The sequence below is a fragment of the Flavobacterium cutihirudinis genome (genome assembly GCF_003385895.1).
Taxonomy (GTDB): Bacteria; Bacteroidota; Bacteroidia; order Flavobacteriales; family Flavobacteriaceae; genus Flavobacterium; species Flavobacterium cutihirudinis.
Map to the genome: position 1 here is coordinate 492,354 of NZ_QRDQ01000008.1, position 23,141 is coordinate 515,494.

16 protein-coding genes are annotated in these 23,141 nt (G+C 35.3%); 8 read left to right on the forward strand and 8 right to left on the reverse strand.

What is annotated here, in order from left to right; translation table 11 throughout:
* The 6 genes from BD847_RS07895 to BD847_RS07920 all read right to left on the reverse strand — a co-directional run.
* Positions 1-4,575: hypothetical protein (locus BD847_RS07895; protein ID WP_147298509.1), on the reverse strand; the 4,575-nt coding region annotated here is incomplete at its 3' end.
* A 127-nt stretch (positions 4,576-4,702) separates the two neighbouring features.
* Positions 4,703-9,052, reverse strand: a complete 4,350-nt coding sequence (locus BD847_RS07900; protein ID WP_115887748.1) for a PorP/SprF family type IX secretion system membrane protein — start codon at positions 9,050-9,052, stop codon at positions 4,703-4,705.
* The gene (sprC, locus tag BD847_RS07905; protein ID WP_115887749.1) at positions 9,053-10,522 is read right to left on the reverse strand and encodes a gliding motility protein SprC; all 1,470 of its coding nucleotides are present in this window, start codon (positions 10,520-10,522) and stop codon (positions 9,053-9,055) included. It abuts the gene before it with no gap.
* Complete coding sequence (locus BD847_RS07910; protein WP_115887750.1) at positions 10,519-10,929, reverse strand: hypothetical protein; 411 nt, start codon at positions 10,927-10,929, stop codon at positions 10,519-10,521. Before BD847_RS07910 ends, sprC begins: the two co-directional genes overlap by 4 nt.
* Before the next feature lie 101 nt (positions 10,930-11,030).
* Positions 11,031-12,323, reverse strand: a complete 1,293-nt coding sequence (locus BD847_RS07915; RefSeq protein WP_115887751.1) for a hypothetical protein — start codon at positions 12,321-12,323, stop codon at positions 11,031-11,033.
* A 185-nt stretch (positions 12,324-12,508) separates the two neighbouring features.
* Complete coding sequence (locus tag BD847_RS07920) at positions 12,509-12,961, reverse strand: hypothetical protein (protein ID WP_115887752.1); 453 nt, start codon at positions 12,959-12,961, stop codon at positions 12,509-12,511.
* A gap of 434 nt (positions 12,962-13,395) precedes the next feature.
* On the opposite strand from BD847_RS07920, the gene BD847_RS07925 reads away from it, so the two are divergent.
* From BD847_RS07925 to recA, 4 genes are all read left to right on the forward strand, one after another.
* Positions 13,396-14,544 (forward strand): DNA polymerase III subunit, encoded by a 1,149-nt coding sequence (locus BD847_RS07925; RefSeq protein ID WP_115887753.1) that lies wholly within the window; start codon positions 13,396-13,398, stop codon positions 14,542-14,544.
* Positions 14,545-14,550: 6 nt separating this feature from the next.
* Positions 14,551-14,934, forward strand: coding sequence for a DoxX family protein (locus tag BD847_RS07930; protein ID WP_115887754.1), 384 nt, complete (start codon positions 14,551-14,553; stop codon positions 14,932-14,934).
* A gap of 36 nt (positions 14,935-14,970) precedes the next feature.
* Complete coding sequence (locus tag BD847_RS07935; protein ID WP_115887755.1) at positions 14,971-15,483, forward strand: acyl-CoA thioesterase; 513 nt, start codon at positions 14,971-14,973, stop codon at positions 15,481-15,483.
* Between the two features lie 158 nt (positions 15,484-15,641).
* Entirely contained in the window at positions 15,642-16,649 is a 1,008-nt protein-coding gene (recA, locus tag BD847_RS07940) for a recombinase RecA (protein WP_115887756.1), read from the forward strand.
* Positions 16,650-17,198: 549 nt separating this feature from the next.
* Here recA and BD847_RS07945 read toward each other — a convergent pair.
* Positions 17,199-17,957: a lysophospholipid acyltransferase family protein gene (locus tag BD847_RS07945; RefSeq protein ID WP_115887757.1), complete on the reverse strand. Its 759-nt coding sequence runs from the start codon at positions 17,955-17,957 to the stop codon at positions 17,199-17,201.
* A gap of 264 nt (positions 17,958-18,221) precedes the next feature.
* On the opposite strand from BD847_RS07945, the gene BD847_RS07950 reads away from it, so the two are divergent.
* Positions 18,222-18,599: a GxxExxY protein gene (locus tag BD847_RS07950; RefSeq protein ID WP_115887758.1), complete on the forward strand. Its 378-nt coding sequence runs from the start codon at positions 18,222-18,224 to the stop codon at positions 18,597-18,599.
* Between the two features lie 175 nt (positions 18,600-18,774).
* Positions 18,775-19,749, forward strand: coding sequence for a tryptophan--tRNA ligase (gene trpS, locus BD847_RS07955; RefSeq protein ID WP_115887759.1), 975 nt, complete (start codon positions 18,775-18,777; stop codon positions 19,747-19,749).
* Positions 19,750-20,211: 462 nt separating this feature from the next.
* Here the strand turns inward: trpS and dprA are convergent, their stop codons facing one another.
* Entirely contained in the window at positions 20,212-21,312 is a 1,101-nt protein-coding gene (gene dprA / locus BD847_RS07965; RefSeq protein ID WP_115887761.1) for a DNA-processing protein DprA, read from the reverse strand.
* 238 nt (positions 21,313-21,550) lie between these two features.
* Here dprA and BD847_RS07970 point away from each other — a divergent pair, with 238 nt between their 5' ends.
* Together BD847_RS07970 and BD847_RS07975 are read left to right on the forward strand one after the other, a co-directional pair.
* Complete coding sequence (locus BD847_RS07970) at positions 21,551-22,516, forward strand: HU domain-containing protein (protein WP_115887762.1); 966 nt, start codon at positions 21,551-21,553, stop codon at positions 22,514-22,516.
* 128 nt (positions 22,517-22,644) lie between these two features.
* Positions 22,645-23,091, forward strand: coding sequence for a hypothetical protein (locus tag BD847_RS07975; protein ID WP_147298502.1), 447 nt, complete (start codon positions 22,645-22,647; stop codon positions 23,089-23,091).
* The last annotated feature ends 50 nt before the right edge of the window (positions 23,092-23,141 follow it).

A 23,141-nucleotide genomic window follows, 5' to 3' on the forward strand; every position in this document is an offset into this window, starting at 1 on the left:
CTCACCTGCCTTAATAGCAACTTTAGGGTCAACAGTAAGTATTCCCTGTTTGGTACATCCATTAGAATCCTTAACCTCAAAAGTGTATTGTCCTGAAACCAATCCTGTAAATAATCCTGTTGAATTAGAAGGTGCCGTACTAGGACCTGAAACAAGTGTGTAAGTAAATGGAGCAACTCCGCCTACTGAACTTACCGTTACACTAGTAGTAGTACCTCCAACCTTACAAGTAATCGCCGGTGGCGTTGAAAATTTAACTTCTGTCGGTGGGTTGTATGCCGGAACCGTAATCTGTTTTGTATCTCTACAACCATTAGAATCCTCTACAGAATAAGTGATGTCCTGAGTGGAAGCCGTCAACGTTACAGACAAAGTATTTGTTCCTGTGTAAGTAGGACTTCCGTTAAAACTGTATTTGAATCCGCCTGAACCACCAGCGCCAGCCACCGTGATCGTTACACTGCCGGCACATGTTGTATTAGGAGGAAAACTAGCTGAAGCTACAACTGCTGCAGGATTATTTAATGTTACATCATATATTGGTGAAAGACAACCGTTACTATCTTTTATCTGATATTTGTAAACAGTAGTATTAGACGTTGTTGTTTTAGCATCTAAATTAGTATATACAGTTTTGTTTGTAAAACCACTTCCGTTAAAACTATAAGTATACGTTCCGGTTCCACCGCCTCCTTCAATTTCTACCTGACCATTTGAACCATTATTACACTTTGGATCTGTAGCTTTTACAACTTTTCCTGTTACACCAACTAAAGGATTTATAGTAGCATCACTAGTTGTTATACAACCATTTACATCTTTAACCTGGAACTTGTATGCGCCAGATGCTGCAATACTGTAACTAAAAGTATTTCCGTTTCCAACTGGTTGTGTCAAAGTACCCGTAGCTGTTCCTGAAAGAAGAGAAACTACATAAGGTGCAGTTCCTCCATTAATTGTTACTGAAATAACTGCCTGATTTGCTGGTGCAGCTTCACAATCAAGTGGTGTTACAGCTGGAGTAAGCGTAATTAATTTCTCTGCTATTACTTTAGTAATTGGCTCAGAATAACATCCATTAGCGTCACGAATTACAAAACTATAAGTACCTGCATTAGCAGCATTATAAGTAAAATTAGGTCCATCAAACTTTGCGCTTTCCTGACCTGCTACACCATTATAGGTTGCTACATATGTATAAGGTTTAAGCCCACCTGTAACTACTATTGTAAGATCTGTTCCGGTAGCTGGATCAAAACACAAACTAGACGTTAGAAAGTCTCCTTTTGGTTTTTCAGGTTTAACAACTTCTACTTTGGCTGGAACTTGTAATGGACAAGAATTAAAATCTCTAGCGATTACAACATATTTCCCAAAATCAACATTTTCAAATATTCCCGAATCCTGAAAATCTACTACAATAGAGCCATCCGATTCCTTTGTTAATTTATATTGGTAACCAGGTGTTCCGTTTTTAGCTTCAGCTGTAATAGTTGCATTATGATCACAAGTCATTTTTGTAGTTACTGTAGCTGAAACTTCTAAAGCTGATGGAGATTTAATTTCCTGACGTAAAGGGAAAGTACAGCTACCTGCTGAATCATCATAACGAATACTGATGTTATAAATTTTACCTTCTAAATTGGTCAGCGTTTTGCTTCCACTTGAAGCTTCCGGAACTGGTATCACAGTTTGCCAACCACCTCCGTCTACAGAATACTGGAATCCTTTTTTAGGATTGAAATTTTTGGCAGATAATGTAATTTCTCCATTTTTCTCACCACTACATTTAATATTTTTAAATCCTGTAATACCCGCTGAGAAAGCTTTACTTCCGTCTACAACAATAGGGAAACTTGCTACTGTATTACATGCTTTTGGCATTTGCGTAACAACTAAATCATCAACCGCAAAGTCGATACCGTTTACCTGCGAAAGCTCTAATCGCAATACGAAATCTAAAGTTGTATTATTTCCCGGATCAATTTCTTTTGAGTAAGCGACCCAACCATTTGTTTTTGGAATTCCTCCAGTAGATTGAGAAGAAAGTGGAACTCTTGATGCATTTTGTAACTCCACTGTCAGAGATGCGTCAGGCTGAGTGTTTCCAACTTTTAATAAATTCGTTGCAACAAAAGTTACTTTAATAGGTTGGTTTGGAATAATGTCTTTAATAGTTTTTCTATAAAGAACCGCATTATTCGGAATAGATGTACCAGCATCAACCGCCAAGAATCTTCCGTTTGTATCAACTCCTTTGGTAGTATTATCACGAGGACTCCACCATCCAGAATATGGATCGTTTCTTAGTAAATTAGTAACGGTGTATTCTCCATTACCAAATAATTTATTGTTATTACATTTCGTTGCCTCTACCTGTCTTTCCCAACAGAAGTTAGGATTAATACCCGGTGAACTTACGTCTGGTCCTGAACCAAAACTTTCGTTAAGCAAGACACTTTCAGTAGGTACTTTTAATACATTATAACTAACGGTAACCGTATGATCTCCCTGGGTTACGTTTGTAAAAATATTGTTTGGATTGTTTGTGTTAAGTTTACCATCCATGTAGTAATCATAACTAAACTGTGTCGTACTTCCGTTTGTAACTGTTACGACCGTAGTTGCAGATCCGTCACAATTAAAAACCGGATCATCCACCTTAATAGTTGGATCAGCAGGTTTTGTAGCTAAAGTAACTGCAGGCAAGGCTACTTCACACTTAGAATCTTTTACATAAAAAGTATGTACTCCAGGATCAACATAAGCTTCGTTTTTTGTAGTCCAGCTCTTTTTTCCATCAAAACTATATAAATAAGGATCCGCTCCCGCTATAGGAACTCCACCTTCAGCATTTGTAATTCTAACTTTACCCTGTAATGTTTTTCCAGCCGGACCACAACCAGATAATTCAGCCACACCTGCAGATGCAGTCAAAGCAGTTGTAAGACCTATCGACGTAGGAGCGATTGGATCTGTACAGTAATTTCCGCCATTAACACCCGATTTTTTATATCTAACTGTTATAATATAGTTTCCAGGATCAAGATTGGAGTAAACTTTAGAACCGGTTGTACCTGAAACTGTACCGGTTTCAAATGCTCCATTATTTTTTACATCTAAACTATATTCAACAATAAATGAATTCGTATTTGATACATTAACCGTTATAGTTCCTCTTGGATCTGTACAACTACCATCTGTTTTTGTAATCGTATAAATTGGTTTCGTAACATTAGCGACTGTAACTTCTTTGTCAACAAAACAACCATTTGTGTCTTCAACACGAATAAGATATTTTCCCGGAGTTACTACTGTAATAACATTGGTTCCGTTTTGAACAAATCCGGCACCATTTACATCTACAAGATATCTAAAAGGATACGTTCCTCCAGTCTGAGTAACAGTAAGCGTTCCAGAAGCACAATTAGTTAATGTTTTTGTTTCCGTTACTGTTGATGTTAATTTAGCAGGAGTATTTGGTACAACAACAGTTTTCTGTGTATCAGTCATACATGTAGAACCCTCAACTGAAGTTTCTATTCTGTAAGTTCCTGCATTTAATCCTGTAAAAGTATATTCTGCATTTTCTGTTGGACCAAAAGTATTTAAAGCCGTTGTATTTGTAGCAGCCGCAGGATTAAAAATTTTATAGGTATATTTTTTATTAATGTCATTTGTAATTACACGGATACTTCCTTTATCTCCATCACATTTTCCTGCAGCAATCTCTGAAGTTGTCGTAAAAGTAAGATTTTTGATTTCTAGGTTTATAACCTTGAATTCACAAGATCCAACTACATTTTTTATTCTAATAAAAGCTGTATAATTACCCGCTGTACTTGTTGTAAAAATATTACTATCTTGCCATGCTCCAGGGCTTCCTGTTCTACTAAAACTATATTCATAACCATTTCCAAATCCATCAACTTTGATCTGACCATCAATCTGACATCCAGCAGCATTTTTTATAATGTCGCTTTTACTTGTTGCAGTTGGAATTAAAGTATTTTGATACACATTGAAATAAAACACAAAAGGAGTACCCGTTTTATCGGTAATTTTTACTCTAAACTGCCCTGCAGAGTTTGCCAGAAAGTCTTTTCCAGTCTCCACCTGTACCCAACACGCTGCAGCTGCAGTTAAGTTCGCACAATCACTATTAGCAACAGTTGCACAACTTCCACCGGAAATAAACTTTTCCCAGGTAATAGATTGCGCATCCGGTATGTTGACTTGAAGAGGTCTGGAATCATTTCCTCCACACAAAAACAATTTTGGTAATTGATTTCCGTCGTTCGGACAAATTGAAACTTGTCCGGCATAAGGTAGTTGCGCGTAAGGAATAATAGGATTCGTCATCGCAACAGCCGCATCTTTGTTTGCAGGTGTAAAGTCATTTGCAAAAACATTTGCTTGCGTATTTAGCGGAAAAACATCTGCTAAAACTTGACCTGCTTTTACTCTCTGATCGCTTTTTTCAACATAAGATACCAGATTTTGCGAATGGGAAATAATGCTTTGCAAGAAGATCAAAGACAACAATCCAATTTTTAGAATAGTAGGTTTTTTCATGGTATTTAATTTTGTGCTTTCTCTTAATCCCTAAGGGGCATTAGTAATTAAAAAATTTAAGCGCTTTAAAATGTTTATTTCAATTCGGCACCTTGTTTTAAGGTGCCTTATTTTTTTATATCTAATCTTAATTCTCCACTTTTACGATAGCCATTTTACCGTTGTATGGTTTATTTCCTTTTGCTTCTAATGCTTTAGTAGCTTCAGATAAACCATCAAATTTCTCGTAATAGATGTAATACTTACTTGTTGTTACATTATAAAAGAAATTAACATCTGAACGTCCGGCTGCAACTGCTTTCGTTAAAAACTGATCTCTCTTTTCAACACTGCTGTGTACCGCCACAATCATATAATATCCGCTTTCAGAATTTTTAATATTCTTGATGATCTGCATATTTGATTGATCTTCACCAAAATCAAAATCAGCTGCGGTCAATGGCGTACTGCTCAGTTTTGTTGTTTCCTTAATACGTTTAAGAGCGGCAACGTCCTGTGCATATCTTCCCTGATCATTTTCGTAGGCAGCACGCTTAATTCTACGTTTTTTCTCGATTTCAGTTTCCGTTTTAATACGCTCTAAATTCGAAAGTAATATTGCATTGTCCTGCTCCATTTTTAACTGAGCCGCTTTCAATTCGTTTATCTTATCCAGATAAGCTTTATTTAAAGCGTCATTTTTATTTGGAACTTTCTTAAGTCGTTCGTTATATAAATTCGTCAACTTCGCAATTTCATCTTTCTGCAATCTGTTGGCTTCTGCAAGCTGCGCTTTTAAAGCTTCTAACTGACTATTTTCTGCCGCAACGCTTTTGAATGGTTTTGGCTCTTTATAAATACCTTTTTCACTTAAATCATTCTCTTCTCTCAAGTCATTCAAATCTCTTTGTTTATTTGCAACAGTAGTATTAAACTGTGATAATAAATCTTTTTGATTCTTAGCTGAACTTTCAAGAGACAATGTCAAGTTATCGATTGCTTTTGCTGTTTCATCTTTCGATGCTGCTAATTTTGCAGCGTCCGCAGCTGCAGCATCAGCAGCTAATTTTGCTTTTAATTCGGCTTCTTCAGCAAGTTTGATTTGTAATGCTTCTGCATCCGCTTTTGCTTTTGCATCTGCAGCCAATTTCGCCTGACGTGCTTCTTCATCAGCTTTCACTTTTGCGTCTGCTGCTTGTTTCGCTAGCAATGCTTCAGCATCTGCTTTAGCTTTAGCGTCAGCAGCTAATTTCAATTTTAATGCCTCAGCATCCGCTTTTGCTTTTGCATCTGCAGCCAATTTTGCCTGACGTGCTTCCTCATCAGCTTTCGCTTTAACTTCTGCCGCTTGTTTAGCTTGTAATGCTTCAGCGTCAGCTTTTGCTTTTGCATCGGCAGCTAATTTCGCTTTCAATGCCTCTGCATCGGCTTTTGCTTTTGCATCAGCAGCTAATTTTGCTTGTAATGCTTCTGCATCTGCTTTCGCTTTTGCATCAGCAGCTAGTTTTGCCTGACGCGCTTCTTCAGCTTGTTGTAATTGTTTTGCTTCAGCGTCGGCTTTTGCTTTAGCTGTAGCTTCGGCGTCTGCTTTTACTTTTGCGTCAGCAATCAATTGAGCTTGTAACGCTGCCATATCCGCTTTTGCTTTTGCGTCAGCAGCTAATTTCGCTTGTGCAGCTTCGGCGTCTGCTTTAGCTTTCGCATCAGCAGCTAATTTTGCCTGACGTGCTTCCTCTTCTATCTTCGCTTTTTCTTCAGCAGCTTGTTTTACTTTAAGCGCTTCCGCGTCAGCTTTTGCTTTTGCATCTGCAGCCAATTTCGCTTGTAATGCTTCAGCATCTGCTTTAGCTTTAGCATCTGCAGCTAATTTTGCCTGTAAAGCTTCTGCATCTGCTTTGGCTTTTGCATCAGCAACTAATTTTGCTTGTAGCGCTTCCGCATCTGCTTTCGCTTTTGCATCGGCAGCTAATTTCGCTTGACGTGCTTCTTCATCAGCTTTTGCTTTTGCTTCTTCGGCTTGTTTTATTTTAAGCGCTTCTGCGTCAGCTTTCGCTTTTGCATCTGCAGCTAATTTTGCCTGACGTGCTTCTTCAGCTTGCTGTAATTGTTTTGCTTCAGCATCGGCTTTTGCTTTTGCAGTTGCTTCAGCATCTGCTTTTACCCTTGCATCAGCAATTAATTTTGCTTGTAAAGCTTCCATATCTGCTTTTGCTTTTGCATCAGCAGCCAATTTAGCTTGTGCAGCTTCGGCATCCGCTTTTGCTTTTGCGTCAGCAGCTAGTTTTGCTTGTAATGCTTCAGCATCTGCTTTCGCTTTAGCTTCTGCAGCCAATTTCGCCTGAGCAGCTTCAGCATCTGCTTTTGCTTTCGCATCAGCAGCTAATTTTGCTTGTCTTGCATCTTCTTCAATTTTCGCTTTAGCGTCTGCGGCTTGTTTTATTTTCAATGCTTCTGCATCCGCTTTTGCTTTTGCTTCGGCAGCAATTAACGCTTGTCTTGCTTCCGCATCCGCTTTGGCTTTTGCATCAGCAGCTAATTTTTCTTTTAAGGCAGCATCTTCAGCAGCTTTTGCTTTTAAGTCAGCTGCAGCTTTCGCTTTGTTTGCAGCATCAATCGCAGCTTTCGTTTTTGCTTCAGCGGCCGCTTTTGCTTTTGCTTCAGCAGCTAATCTAGCCTGATAAGCATCAGAATCTGCTTTTGCTTTTGCATCAGCAGCCAATATTGATTGTAAATCTGCAGCTTCTGCTTTTGCTTTCGCATCCGCTTTTCTCTTCGCTTCAGCAGCATCTGCTTTTGCTTTAGTATCAGCAGCTAATTTTATTTTCAGCGCTTCTGCATCGGCTTTTGCTTTTGCATCAGCAGCTAATTTTGCTTTTGCTGCAGCTTCGGCATCCGCTTTTGCTTTGTCTGCAGCTAATTGTGCAGGCGTTTTTTGAGCTGGAGCATCTGCTTTCACTTTTGCAGCTTCAGCATCCGCTTTTGCTTTCGCATCAGCAGCCAATTTCAATTTCATTGCTTCAGCATCTGCCTTCGCTTTATCAGCAGCTAATTGTTGTGGCGTTTTTGCTGCTACTGCTCCAGGTTTATTTGCTGCCGCTTGTGCTCTTGCAGCTGCTGCAGCATCAACTCTTGCTTTATTATCAGCAACCAATTTCAATCTGCGTTCTTCAGCATCAGCTCTGGCTTTATCAGCGGCCAATTGCGCTTGTGTTTTTTGAGTTGCAGCAACATTTCTATTTGCAGTTGCAGTTTGTGCTCTGGTTGCAGCTGCGGCATCTGCTTTCGCTTTTGCATCAGCAGCAAGTTTTATTTTTAATGCTTCGGCATCTGCTTTAGCTTTATTATCTGCTTCTAATTTTGCTTTTGCTGCAGCTTCAGCATCAGCACTAACTTTTGCTGCAGCGGCAAGTCTTGCTTGTTTTGCCTCAGCATCTGCAACCGCTTTTGCTTCAGCAGCTAATCTTGCTTTTTCAGCACCATCTACTCTGGTAACTGGAGCTGTTGTTGCTTTCTTAGCCATTACTGGTTTTGGTTTAGCTGGATCAATTAGTGAACCTTCTTCATCGTCGCCGTAATAGTAATTTTTGTTTTTGAATTTATATGCAATTGCAAATTCATGAGAACCACCCATATTGGTAAAGTTGCCCATTCCTCTTTCATAATTGTATTCGATAGCGATACTAGGCGAAATATTAACTCCTAAACCAGCTGAAATTCCGTATAACGTATTATAACCTGCCTGTGCCCAAACTCCTTGCGGAATAGCGATCATGGCAAGACCTGATAAAACTGTTTTGTCTTTTTTAATCTCTGTTTTTACAATTCCTGAGAATTTACTTCTGTCAAAAAAGCCATAGCTGTCTATATAACCCGTATACATTGCATGAAGTTCGATTGCTCTTTCCGGATCGTCTTTTACCATACCTGAACCAAAATTATAAAGAATCAAGTTGTTTACAGATAATCCAAAATCAAGAAAAGCTGTACCGTAATTGATTCCCGGATTTACAGCAAGTAATGTGTTTGAAGGAACATTGCTTATTGGAAGATTTGGGTCGTTGCTGATGATTTTTCCATCATTTAATCCACTTCTGTAAGCGGCCACATTAAGACCAAAAGTAAGATTGCTGTCTTCTTGTAAAACGATGTTATGAGCGAAGTTTCCAATTCCACCAAAAACGGTAAAAACACCATAATTTTGTTGGAACAATCCAAAAGCAAAAGCTTCATTTTCTCTAAAACGTCCTGAATAATTAAATAAATACGTCTGTGGCGCATTCTCAAACTGCACCCATTGTCTTTTATTATAAAAACTCACATACGCGTTAGATTCACGTACAAAACTGAACGCAGGATTAATAATGTATCTGTTGAACTTTAAAGAATTTCTTATAGGTAACGAAAACGAAACAACTCCATCCTCAGATTGGGCATTCTGAGCATAGAGTACATTTGTAAAACCGTAAAATAAAGTTATGAATAGTAGGATTTTCTTCATTTATTTTATCAGTGTTATTGATCCTTTCTTTTCACCTGTGTCGGACTTAATGACATAGTAATAAACTGGATTTACATTTTTAATATCTATTGATCCGGCGGGTGGCCAATCGCCTTGATAGTTAACAACATCAAGAACCATGTCTCCGTTCGAACTAATAATTTTTACATTCGTTTGAGGATTTTTGTATTCACTTGGTATATCCCAAACATCATAAGGATAACTGCTTAAACTGATAATATTTGCAATCTTTGTCACAGAAGTCGTAGGGTCTGAATCGTATGAAACCGTAAACAAGAATTCTTTATCCACCGCACAACCCGCAGACTGACTCACTACTACCTTGTAATTTCCTCTTGTAGTTACATCATAAGAATTGCTGTTTGCTCCGTTGATAATACCATTATTCAAATACCATTGAAAAGATGGATTAGAAGCATCCGTAGTTACTGTTGCTTTTAATGTTTCACCTTGGCTGATAACATTCGTCTCCGGAACATTTATTGAGCTTGTAAATTCAGTACTTTTTAAATCGATAGTTCCTGATGCAACGCAACCTCCAAAATCAACATCTACAGTATAAATACCCGTTTCATTTGTAGAAAAAGTACGAGCACTTGCACCGTCAATTACTTTTCCATCTTTTTTCCAAACATAACTATTTCCAGATGTAGCTGTTAAAACAGTTCCTTCACCATTTGAACAGAAAGGATTCCCTAAAGATGAATTTACAGTAACTGCTGAACCAGAGCTTGAAGAACTAACTGTAACAAGATTTGAAACAATATTCGGATCTATACATTGACCATAGTCAACCTGAGCATAATAATCGCCCAAAGAATTAACGATTAACGTACTAGAGCTTTGTCCTGAAATTACTACATCATTTTTATACCAGATGTATTTGAAGTTTGGATAAGTTGCAGGAGAAGATCCGATATCACCCGGCGTATCATTATCGACAGTTAATGTCAAGGATCCGCCAGTACAGATTACTGCAGTCGTATTTTTTTTGTTTATAGAAAAAGATCTTTCATAACTTTTGTAGTAAGCAGGGAAAGACATTTGTCCTAATGAATTTTTAATTTTACCACTAACAACTCCGGTCGAACTTTTAATTCTGAAACTATAAACATCTGAACCAACTAAATCAACCGGTACGGCAAATTTTATAGTTTGCTGCGTAGCAGACACAGGTATAACATCTAACGTTTTTGCGGTTGTAAACCTAGTTGAAAAGCTTCCGTCTATATCTGAAATTTCAACAGCAAAAGTTACATCCGCTGGAAATTCTTCATAACTAAACGATACGTAAAACTCATTAAAAGTAGGGCCGGCGCAAAGCTTTTCAACACCGTCTAAAGGTTTTAATGATAACTTTTGCGCATAAACACTTGTGTTAGCACCTAGAATAAAAATGCTAATAAATAAAAAAATCCGAAATAGTATCAGAGTAGTTTTTTGAATCATATAGTGCGGGTTCTTGCTAAATCTATATTCTCAAAAAACAAGATATCGATAAATGTTTCCGAAAAATCGTATTTGTAGTTCTCTATAATGTCTTTTGCAAGCGCAGAATAGGTCGCTGTAATTAATACGTTTTCTTTACACTCTGAAGTCAGATTATCTGAACCAGTTGCAATAATAAGGCTATCCTTGGGGATGGATAGCCCTACTATAGGCTGATTAGAATTATTATCTAATTTGCTGATAGAAACATCAGCTATATCACTTTTTTGGTCATTGTTACTCACCAACGCTGTACAAGAAAAATCTGCTGAAACAGTAGGTATTTCATTAGTACTTTGTGCAAATAATGCAATAGGCGAAACCAAAAATATTGTACAAATAAAATATTTTCTTATTGATGGGGCCATTATGTTCTGATCTTTATTTGGTCCTGAACGAGACTGACATAAATTGTGTCTGGGGACTTTATTAATAAAATTTACGCTCTGAAATAAAAATCGGAATATATCTATTTGTTTCCGCTAGACGCTGTGATTTTTCCTAATTGTAGTCTGAAATCTGGTTTTTTAGGGTTATAGATGTCAATGAAAGTTTCCTTGTTATCACTTTGTGACATAACATTGAAAAACACAGGGTTTCCGTACCAGCTTTCTAAATCTTCATTGTTAGAATTGTATTCTGTAAAGATATTTCCGTTACATAGGTTAAAATACATTTCTTCAATTTTGATTTTTTTAAGGTTAGCATCATTAATCTCAGTTTTACTGTCTAATAATATTGCCGGGTTGAAACCAGAGATTACACTACGCTTCATTTCAAGAGAAGCTGTTTCAGCAACATACACTGCTTCTTTAACTAAACCTGCCTGAATATCAGCTTTAATGTTATCACTGTCGTTTAACATTGTGATGTTAGTTGCAACAACTAAAGTTTGTTTTTTAGTAAAGTCAGTTTCGTTTTTCTTTTCGAAAGATTTTACTTCCATACAACGAGAACCGTCTTTGTTACTAGATAAATAAGAAGATCTCACTGCCAATGAGTTAAATAAACGGCACTGAACACCTTGAGTAAATTTATAATCGTCGTTGATTGACTTGTAAGAAACTAATTTAGAAGCATTTAAGTCTCCACCAAAGAAACCAAATGAGTCACCACCAGAGAAGCTCACCATAATGTTTTCTAGTACTGTTTTGCTACCAACACCTGCAATTGTTAATCCGTTAAAAGTATCTGCTCCTTTAACTTTTTTTCCTGCAAATTCAATTCTTACAAATCTCAAGATTCCTGAGTTACTAGCTACATTATCACCACCATAAGTAGTAAGAGTAGGATCTAGATCCATATTGTAAGAACCAACATTTCCAAATTTATTGATTGGAGCATCTCCAAGAATAACAACTCCACCCCAGTCTCCAGCTTTTTTCTGGCTACGGTTTGAAGTAAATACGATTGGATCTGTTTCTAAACCATCAGCAACAAGTTGTGCACCTTTTGTAACTACCAACGTTCCTTTTGTTTCGAAATCTCCAATGATTAATGTTCCTGGCTCAATTGTTAAAACGGCATTGTTTGTAACATACACGTTTCCTTGCAAAACATAAATATTCCTTTTAAGCAATTTAGTATTAACAGAAATATTTCCTGCTAAAATCTGGTTTGCTTCTCCATATTCCACTTTGTTAGGCTTAAATTCAGTCCAGTTGTTTAACCAATTGGTGTAGCCCATAATTCCTTTTTCTTGCTGCGCACTCATACTTGTAACGGTCAAAAGGACACAGATCATTTGAGTAATTTTTTTCATGATAAGGGGGTATTAGGGTTAATAATAAATTTGGGTATGCGTAAATGATAAAAACTCCTCTCGAGTTTTCTGATAAATCAGATACCTCGAGAACGAGTTGTTTTTTATTACTTTTTCAAATGTTTTCATAAATCAACTGATCTACGTAATAGCATCAAAAAAAATTTTAAAAATATAATTATTTATTACATTTCGTTCAAATCGTTGAACTCGTGTAATGATTTCAATGTGCTTTCGTAAAATAAAATTGCTGCAATTAGGTTTCCTTTGTCAGAGTAAGGCATCATTTTTCTTTGAAAATCTACCGTAGTATCCAAAAAGGTTGTTGTACCAACTGCCTGAGCATCTAATACTTTTTTGTGTTCGTTATCGTCCGGAATACCTAAATCCGCCATCGTAACACCTGGTTTAGTAACCAAAGCAATGTAAGGGAGAGTTTTCACTAAAACTTTAATACGCTCAATGTATAATTCCAAAAGTTCTCCTTTTTGCATACCACTCAATTCTTTTTGATCATGGTATTTTCTGATAAGAGCTGTTGTACTAATGATACTTCTTGGAGCATTTTTTGCCTGAGCTGAAACAGCTGCAGTTGTCAAGAAAAAAAGTGTACTTAATAAAATAATTTTCCCTTTCATAGATTCTATTTATAATTGGTTGTTGATGAAAACAAAAATATGTAAATTAACTTAAATTGCAACTTTATTGATTTCTTTTTTAAAAAAAAATCCTTAAAAAAACCTTAAAATACTGTCTTATGTCGAGAAAATCTGCGTTTTAACGAGGTTTTTGTTAAAAACGTTAAAACCAAAACCGTAAGATAATCATTACTAAAAGTGGATTGGTTTTTACTTTAAATAACCAAAAAAAGAATAAGTTTTTCATTTTTTCAAAAAAAATATTAACAAAAAAGTCTTAATATCTTCTCAGGTTAAGTCGTTTATTAACAAAAATAGCGTTAACAAAACGAAAAAATTTGAATAAAAAATTTCAATTTCTCAGAAATAAAAAGTCGGCCTGAAACTTTCATCGGAAAATTTTTGACTAGACCATTTTCTTCTATCTTTGCTTCATGCAATTTTCTCAAATTTTAGGTCAGGATTACATCAAAAGTCACTTGATAAAAAGTGCTGCATCAGGAAGGATTCCGCATGCGCAGTTATTTATCGGACCAGAAGGCAGTGGTACTTTGTCAACCGCAATTGCCTACGCGCAGTATATCCTTTGCAACAATACGGGAAATGAAAATGAAAACGGAAATGATTCCTGTAATTTAAAATTTCAGAATATCTCACATCCTGATTTGCATTTTATATACCCAACCGTTACCACAGAAGATGTCAAAACCAAACCAAAAAGCCTTGATTTTATTCAGGATTGGCGCACCTTTATCCAGGAAATGCCATACGGAGGATTGTTTGACTGGTATAAAATTCTAGGCGTTCAGAACAAACAGGGAGAAATTCGTGTCGAAGATGCGCAGGAAGTTTTAAAATCGCTTTCGCTGAAATCTTACGAAGGTGGTTATAAAATCATGATTATCTGGATGGCCGATAAAATGAATATTGCCGCTTCGAACAAATTATTGAAACTTCTTGAAGAGCCAACGGATAAAACTATTTTTATTCTAATTTCCGAAAATGAAGAAGATATAATTCAAACCATTCGTTCTCGTTGTCAGGTAATTCACTTCAGCGGATTACCGGAAAAAGTCATTGCAGAAGCCTTAGTTTCCAGAGAAAATGTTGATGCTAATTTTGCTAAAAAAATTGCGCATCAGGCTCAGGGAAATTTCAATAAAGCCATGCATTTGCTAAAAGAAGATGATAATGAATATCCTTTTGAACAGTGGTTTGTTAACTGGGTTCGAGCTGCTTTTAGGGCTAAAGGAAATGCTGCAGCAATTCAGGATTTAATCTCCTGGAGTGAAGAAATAGCAGGTTTAGGACGCGAAAGCCAGAAAAAATTTATTCAATTTTGTATCGAAATGTTCCGTCAGGCGCTTTTGCTAAATTATCAGACTCCAAGTTTGGTCTACATCGAACCAAAAGTAGATAAATTTAAACTCGAAAATTTTGCGCCTTTTGTGAATGGAAATAATATTCATGAGATTTTCAAAGAACTTTCAGATGCAATGTACCACATTGAAAGAAACGGAAATGCAAAAATAATTTTGACCGATTTATCAATAAAACTTACTCGTTTAATCCATAAAAAATAACTCCAGATGAATAATATTGCCTCTATTTTAATCTTGGCATTTTTAGCCTTAACGTTTTTACAATCAGGATACGAAAAAATATTTTATTGGAAAGATAATGTTGAATGGCTAAAAGGTCATTTTGCCAACACGCCATTAAAAAATCAAGTGCCACTTGCATTATTACATCTTTTAATTCTAGAACTTATTTCCGGAATTTTATCTGTCGTTGGAGCAATACAACTTCTATTAAACAGTGGCAGAGAATTTGGCTTTTACGGTGCAATTTTTTCCTGCATCAGTTTATTAATGATGCTTTTCGGACAACGATTAGCAAAAGATTACGATGGCGCGAGAACCATTGTTATTTACTTTATTCCTGCTGTAATGGCAGTTTATTGGCTGAATTAAACAGCACCTTTTATTTAAAATTATTACAAAAAGAAAATGAGTCCAAAACATCCTTCAGAATCCATAACTATTTTAACAGATTTAGTTTTACCGAGCGAAACAAATCCATTAAACAATCTTTTTGGCGGAGAACTATTGGCCAGAATGGATCGTGCAGCAAGTATCGCAGCCCGAAGACATTCACGCCGAATTGTAGTAACTGCATCTGTAAATCACGTTGCTTTCAACAGAGCAATTTCACTTGGAAGTGTCGTAACTGTTGAAGCAAAAGTTTCAAGATCCTTCAAAAGTTCAATGGAAGTTTTCATAGACGTTTGGGTTGAAGACCGTGAATCAGGAAGCAGAACCAAAGCCAACGAAGCCATTTATACTTTTGTTGCAGTTGATGACACTGGAAGACCTGTTGAAGTTCCTGCAATTGTTCCGGAAACCGAACTTGAAATCCAACGCTTTGATGCTGCTTTACGTCGTAAACAGTTGAGTTTAGTGCTTGCAGGAAAGATGAAACCTTCTGAAGCTACTGAATTAAAGGCTTTATTTATAGAGTAAATTTGTAGCAATTTGTAACAATTTGTGAGAACCAAACTCCAAAAAAAAGAAGTAGTTTTGCAATTTACAAGTCAGCTAAATCACAGTAAGAGCGTTTTTTCTTACTTTTGAGTTGTATTTTGAAACCAAAAATAACAATTAAGATAATTTAAAAAAATATGAGTTCAGACAAAGAAGCCAAATTAAAAGCGTTACAATTAACGCTTGATAAACTTGACAAAACTTACGGAAAAGGAACCGTAATGAAAATGGGCGACAGAGCCATTGTGGAGGTAGAAACGATTTCTTCTGGCTCACTTGGAGTTGATTTAGCTCTTGGAGTAAACGGTTACCCAAAAGGTAGAATTATTGAAATATATGGACCAGAATCGTCTGGTAAGACTACTTTAACTTTACACGCAATTGCTGAAGCTCAAAAAGCAGGCGGAATTGCTGCCTTCATTGATGCTGAACATGCTTTTGATAGAAATTATGCCGAAAAATTAGGCGTAGATATCGAGAATTTAATCATTTCTCAACCAGACAATGGTGAACAAGCTTTAGAAATCGCTGAAAACTTAATTCGTTCTGGAGCTATAGATATTGTTGTAATTGACTCGGTTGCTGCTTTGACACCAAAAAGCGAAATCGAAGGTGAAATGGGAGACTCGAAAATGGGTCTTCATGCACGTTTGATGTCTCAGGCTTTAAGAAAACTTACCGGAACTATCAGCAAAACAAACTGTACAGTTTTCTTCATCAACCAGTTAAGAGAGAAAATTGGAGTTATGTTCGGAAATCCTGAAACTACAACCGGAGGTAATGCATTAAAATTCTATGCTTCTGTGCGTTTAGATATTCGTCGTTCGTCTCAAATTAAAGATGGTGAAAACGTAATTGGTAACAGAACCAAAGTTAAGATTGTAAAAAACAAAGTTGCACCACCTTTCAAAACTGCTGAATTCGATATTATGTACGGAGAAGGAGTTTCTAAAACAGGTGAAATTCTTGACTTAGCAGTTGAATTTGACATCGTTAAAAAAGCAGGATCTTGGTTTAGTTACGGTGATACTAAATTAGGCCAGGGCCGTGATGCAGTAAAAACTTTAATCAAAGATAATCCTGAATTAGCAGATGAATTAGAGGTTAAAATTAAAGCACATATCAAAGAATTAGCAGATGCTTAAAAGCTAACTAAAGCTTTAAAAATCAATACTTCATATAAAAACCGACACGTCTTAAAAACATGTCGTTTTTTTTTTATTTAAAAAACACTATTTCTACACGCAACCTTTTTACAAAGGTTTCATCTATATAATTGAAAACCTTGATATTGAAATTTTTATGCCATAAAATAACAATGTATGCGGTTTTCTTTTTAGAATTAATTAGATTGGTTTTTGTCAATAGAAATCCGTTAGTTAAGTAAGAACTGACGGGTTTTTATTATTATTTTTTGTTTGCAACGCAACCTTTTTGTTTTTTCTGCATCTTAGATAGTATGACATTAACTTGAGTTCTAACCAAACTCTTTATTATCAACTATTAATATTTTGCTATGAAAGAAAAAATAGAAATGTTGTTGAATAAAAACCGCAGAAAAACCAAGCTTAAATTTAAAAAGGTATTACGTTTTATTTCAGAGAAAATAATTCATAGATAAGTTTTTGAATATAAATAAGGGGTTATTTTAAATTCAAAAATAAACCCGACAAATATCAATTTGCCGGGTTTTGCTATTTTTTCTTTTTACTGTGATTTTTAAAATCGAGTAAACCGTTATAAATCATTTCTCTAACCCGATCTCTAAGTTCTTTTCGATTTTCAGATGTGAGCGTATTTGTTTCTACAAATGGCAAAATTCTGGCACGCATTTTTCCGGGACTTCCACTCAAAAAAGTATATGAAAAACGTTCTTTATTGTCAGGAAAGACAATCGGAACGATTGGAATATGATGATCAATCGCCAGTCTGAAAGCGCCATCTTTAAATTCATCCAGTAAAATAGATTCATCATCCGGCACGCCGCCTTCAGGAAAAATACAAATACTTAATCCCTGATTTAGACGATTTTGGGCTCTCTTAAAAACTTCATTTTTACTTTTTGATGAATTTCTGTCTACCAAAATACAGGTTCTTTTATAGAAAAATCCAAACAAAGGAATCTTAACCAATTCTTTCTTTCCAACAAAAACAAAAGGATTTTTAATAATCGCCAACATCAGCATAATATCCGTCATTGAAGTATGATTGGCGACAATCATATAGCTGGTTTTCTTTACAAGTTTTTGCTCGCGCTTTACTTTGTAATAAAAACCCATCCCGAAAAGGATGAATTTAGCCCAAATGCGGGCCATTTTAAAGAAATAGGGATAACCACGTTCAGAGATAATAGAAATTAGCAAAAACGGCAGCATAATCAATATCGGAATGGCCATTAAAACATAAAACCAAATGCGCCATAAAACCCAAAAAACAATTTTAAATCCTTTCATGGTTTCAAATGTAATAAAACCCAAATGAATTTTTAATGATTTTTTTTGATACTACATTTTGGGAGCTTTTATCGCAAGTTTTGGTACGCAAAGGGCGCTAAAGGTTTTCGCAAAGAGAAGAAGCTTTTTTGAGCTTTGCTTTGCTATGAGTTCACAAAGCTCTGTTTTTATGAACTTTGTCCCTTCTTACTTAGTCTATTTAAATTAAGAATTTTGTTTTTAAAATATAGGAATATTTTTATTAAATTTATTTCTTTTTAATTTATGACAGAAAACGAAATATCAAATATTATCATCGGAATTGCTATTGACATTCACAAAAAACTCGGACCTGGTTTACTGGAGAATGTCTACAAAGAATGCCTGTTTTATAAAATTACGCAGCGCGGGCTCTTTGTAGAAAAAGAAAAGGTAATGCCATTAATTTTTGAAGAAATAAAGCTCGATTGCGGATATCGAATTGATCTGCTTGTAGAAAAGAAATTCGTGATAGAAATAAAAACTGTAGAAACACTTAGTGTAAATCATTTAGCACAAACATTAACCTATTTAAAAATAGGAAATTATAAACTTGGTTTACTTATAAATTTCAATGAAACACTCCTAAAAAACGGAATCAGAAGAGTCATAAACAACTTATAAACAAAGCTTTGTGAACTCATAGCAAAGCAAAACTCAAAAAAACTTTAAAACTTTGCGAAAAAACCTTTGTGCACTTTGCGTAACTTATACAACAAAATCTGCCAAAAAAAATCAAAACTTTGCGGTTATAAAAAAACATCACGACCTTTGCAGTTAAAGAATAAGAAAATCGAGAATGGCAAAAATACTTACTGGGGTTCAAAGTACAGGAACGCCGCATTTAGGAAATTTACTGGGAGCAATTATCCCTGCAATTGAGTTATCGAATAATCCTGCAAATGAATCTTATCTGTTTATCGCTGATTTACATTCAATTACGCAAATCAAAGATGGTAAAACATTAAGAGAAAATACCTACAGCACGGCAGCTGCTTGGCTTGCATGCGGATTAAATCCTGATAAAGTTACTTTCTACAGACAATCTGATGTAACTCAAACTGCTGAATTGACTTGGTATTTGAGCTGTTTTTTTCCGTTTCAGAGATTGACTTTGGCACATTCTTTCAAAGATAAATCTGATCGTTTGGATGATGTTAATGCCGGATTATTTACCTATCCGATGTTAATGGCTGCCGATATTTTATTATATGATGCTGAATTTGTGCCTGTTGGAAAAGACCAATTGCAGCATTTAGAAATTACTCGTGATGTGGCTTCAAGATTCAACCATCAAATGGGAGAAACTTTTGTAATTCCTGAAGCTAAAATTCAGGAAGACAGTATGTTGATTCCAGGAACAAATGGTGGAAAAATGAGTAAATCTGCTAATAATATCATCAATATTTTCCTTGATGACAAGGTATTACGCAAACAGGTTATGAGTATAGAAACCGATAGCACTCCGCTAGAAGATCCTAAAAATCCTGATACTTGTAATGCTTTTGCAATTTATTCACTTTTAGCAAGTGAGGAGCAAATTGCAGAAATGAGAGCCAATTATTTGGGCGGAAATTACGGTTACGGTCACGCCAAACAAGCTTTGTTTGAATTGATTACTGAAAAATTTAAAACCGAAAGAGAAAAATACAATTACTACATAAACAACTTAGAAGAAGTTGACGCTTTATTGAAAAAAGGTGCTGCAAAAGCTTCAGTTGTTGCTGATGGCGTTTTAGCAAAAGTTAGAGAAGTACTTGGATTCGAAAAATAATACTATCAAACCTAACAGGTTTTAAAAACCTGTTAGGTTTTTTTTGTAAAACTCATCATTACAAAACACTAAATATAAATCTTGCGAAAAATATTTACAAATTACCTGTTTTTACTCCTAATAACGCTTTTCGCTTTTGGGTTTTTATTAGGTAATTTATTTGGAGAAATTCAGACGGTTGGTGTGAACAAAACGGTTGGATGGGCTTATAGTTTGGACAGAAAATTCTTTTTTTCGTTACTCTTTTTTATTTCGCAAATTGTATTTATAATCGGATATTTTATCGTTTTTATTCTTAAACGAAAAACGCAATATTACCTTTCTTTAATTCATTTTGAACTCATTCTATTGACGTTGGTTTTAATGTCTTTCGAAAATTTTAATCTTACCGTCATTGCGTGTATTCTTTCTATAATTCTGTTTTTTATCAATATTTATAAATCTTATCGATAAGTTTTTCAATTATATAGCCTCAAATAATTTCCCGGGTAATGGTCTAATAACCCCTTTTAATTCCATGTTTAAAAGGATTCCGGAAATTCTAAAAATGGGAAAATCGCATTCCAATGCTATTATATCCAATAATTGCTTCCCGTTTTTAAGCAAATAATCGTAAATTTTTTGTTCATCGCTTTCCAATTCCACAAACAATTGTTTTTGGACTGTTTTAACCCTATTTTCTACGTCCCAATTTAAAATATAAACCAAATCGGCAGCGGAGGTTAAGACGTTTGCTTTTTGCGTTTTAATCAAGTTATTACAGCCTTGACTGTATTTATCAGTAACGCGTCCCGGAACTGCAAAAACATCGCGATTGTAATCGTTCGCCAAATTTGCTGTTATAAGCGATCCACCTTTATCAGCAGATTCAATAACGATTGTGGCTTCGCTCATTCCGGCAACAATACGATTCCGGCGTACAAATTTCTCTTTATCAGGATTTGAAGAGCTCCAAAATTCCGTCATAAAACCGCCATTTACTTCCATTTTTGCCATATATTTTTTGTGCGTTCTCGGATAAATCTGATTTAATCCGTGCGCCAAAACACCAATAGTCTGCAAATTATTCTCCATTGCCAACTGATGCGCCACAATATCAACTCCATAAGCAAATCCACTGACAATTACAGGATCAAGAGGTACGAGATCTTCAATCAATTTCTTGCAAAATTCAGTTCCGTAAGAGGTAATTTGCCGCGTCCCGACAATACTGATAATCTTCCTATTTTGCAAATCTATATTTCCCGTTGAAAAAATAAGAACCGGCGCATCTATACAATGTTTCAACCGATCCGGATAATCTTCTTCCTGAAAAAAAGAAGTCTTTATACCATCAGATTTTATAAACTCAAGTTCCTTATTTGCTTTTTCAAAAATTGTTTTGTCTTTCAAATTTTTCAATAAAACGGAACCAACTCCATCAATACCAGCAATTTGATTTGCTTTTGCTTTAAGAATACTTTCAGCATTCCCAAAATGACTCAATAATTTTTTGGCCATAATATCTCCAACTCCATCTACCTTGAGTAAAGCTAATAAATAAAATAAATCCTGATCTGACATTGTCTAAAAATATTATGTAAAATAGAAATAAAAAAGAAAACAAATTAAGCCCGCAAATACGGTTAAAATAAAGTAATTTCCTAATAAAATATAAATATTGATATTGCGCGATCAAGACAGAACTAATAACATGAGATCTAAATATCTGAAAACAAATTGTATATAAAATAAGTTCAATTGTTAATAAAAATTGTGAATAAAATTTTGATAACTATATTCGTTGCATAACTTTGTTAATATGAAAATTGAAACTTACATCGGGCAATTATTGTATCGTTATCAGTGTGTTACGGTACCAGGATTTGGAGCATTTTTAACAGAAATTCAATCGGCACAGCTGAATGAAAGTACGAATTCATTTTTTCCTCCCAGAAAACTGGTTTCTTTTAACAGCCACATCAAAAGCAACGATGGTTTGCTTGCTAATCACATTGCCCACTCAGAAAAAACCTCTTACGGTTTTGCTGTGAGTGCAATTGCTTTTGAAGTTTTGAGCTGGAAAAAAACACTCGAAGAAAATGGTACAATCGCCTTAAAAGGTATTGGCGAAATCCGTTTAAACTCAGAAAATAATATCATTTTCACTCCCAACGATCAAACGAATTACTTAGCAACTTCTTTTGGTTTAAGTCCGTTTGTTTCACCGATAGTTAAAAAAGAAATTTTCGAGAAAAAAATCGAGCAAATTTCAGAAAAACAAAACGAGTTAGTATACACTGACGATGAAGAAAGATCATCAAATCCTTTCTTAAAATATGCTGCAATTTTAGTTTTAGGACTAGGAATTACAGGAAGTATCGGATATCCTCTATATCAAAACCAGATAGACAGCAAAACACTTGTAGTAGAAAGTGCTGTTCAGAAAAAAGTGCAAAACAAAATTCAGGAAGCTACTTTTTTTATCCAAAATCCATTGCCACCGGTAACATTATCAGTTGACTCAGCAAAAGTAGAATCTCCTGAAGCTAAACTTATGCCGTATCATATTATGGCAGGTGCTTTTAGAAGCGAAGCAAATGCACGAAAAGCATACAATCAATTAATAAAAGATGGTTATCAGGCTCGTATGCTAGGCGAAAACAAACACGGTCTTTTTCCAGTTTTATACGGAAGTTATGCAACAATGGCCGAAGCCACAAAAGCACAGAAAGAAATACAAAAAGGCGAAAATCCGGATGCCTGGATTCTAGTCGAAAACTTATAAAAAACATCCTCAAAACCTATTCATTCCGAGTAGGTTTTTTTTATGTCTTATTCTACTGTTTTAAAGCTCTCAAGTTCTGTTCTAAATTTATTTCATCGCTTAATTTAGTTTTTAATTAATTTTAAAAAATGATGAAAAAATTTAAGCTTATAACCTTAGCAATATTGTTGATGAACAGTACTTACTTCTTTGCACAACAAACAATTACAGATCGAAAAATTCAAGAAGCAGAACAGCGAAAAATCGAAAATGATTTAAGAAATAGCTTAGCTCAAAATCATAAAGAACTGGATACAAAAATTACAGAACTGAAGAGCAAACTGAAAGAAGCTGAATCGCAAAAGAAAAACCTGGCTCAATCTGAAGACAATCTAAAATCGACAATCAATAAAATTGAAAAATTACAGACAACAAATCAGAAACTGGAAAACAAAATTACTACTACTTCCATCTCTGAAGAAGAAACGTTGAAATTGCGCATAAAAACCAAAGAAAACGAGGTAAGTATTCAAAAACTAAAATTAACGCAAATAACGCAACAAAAAGAGCTCGAAAAAGTCCTTGCAACGCTATAAACAAAAAGCCTATTCTAAACGGAATAGGCTTTTTGTTTTCCGTGGAACAA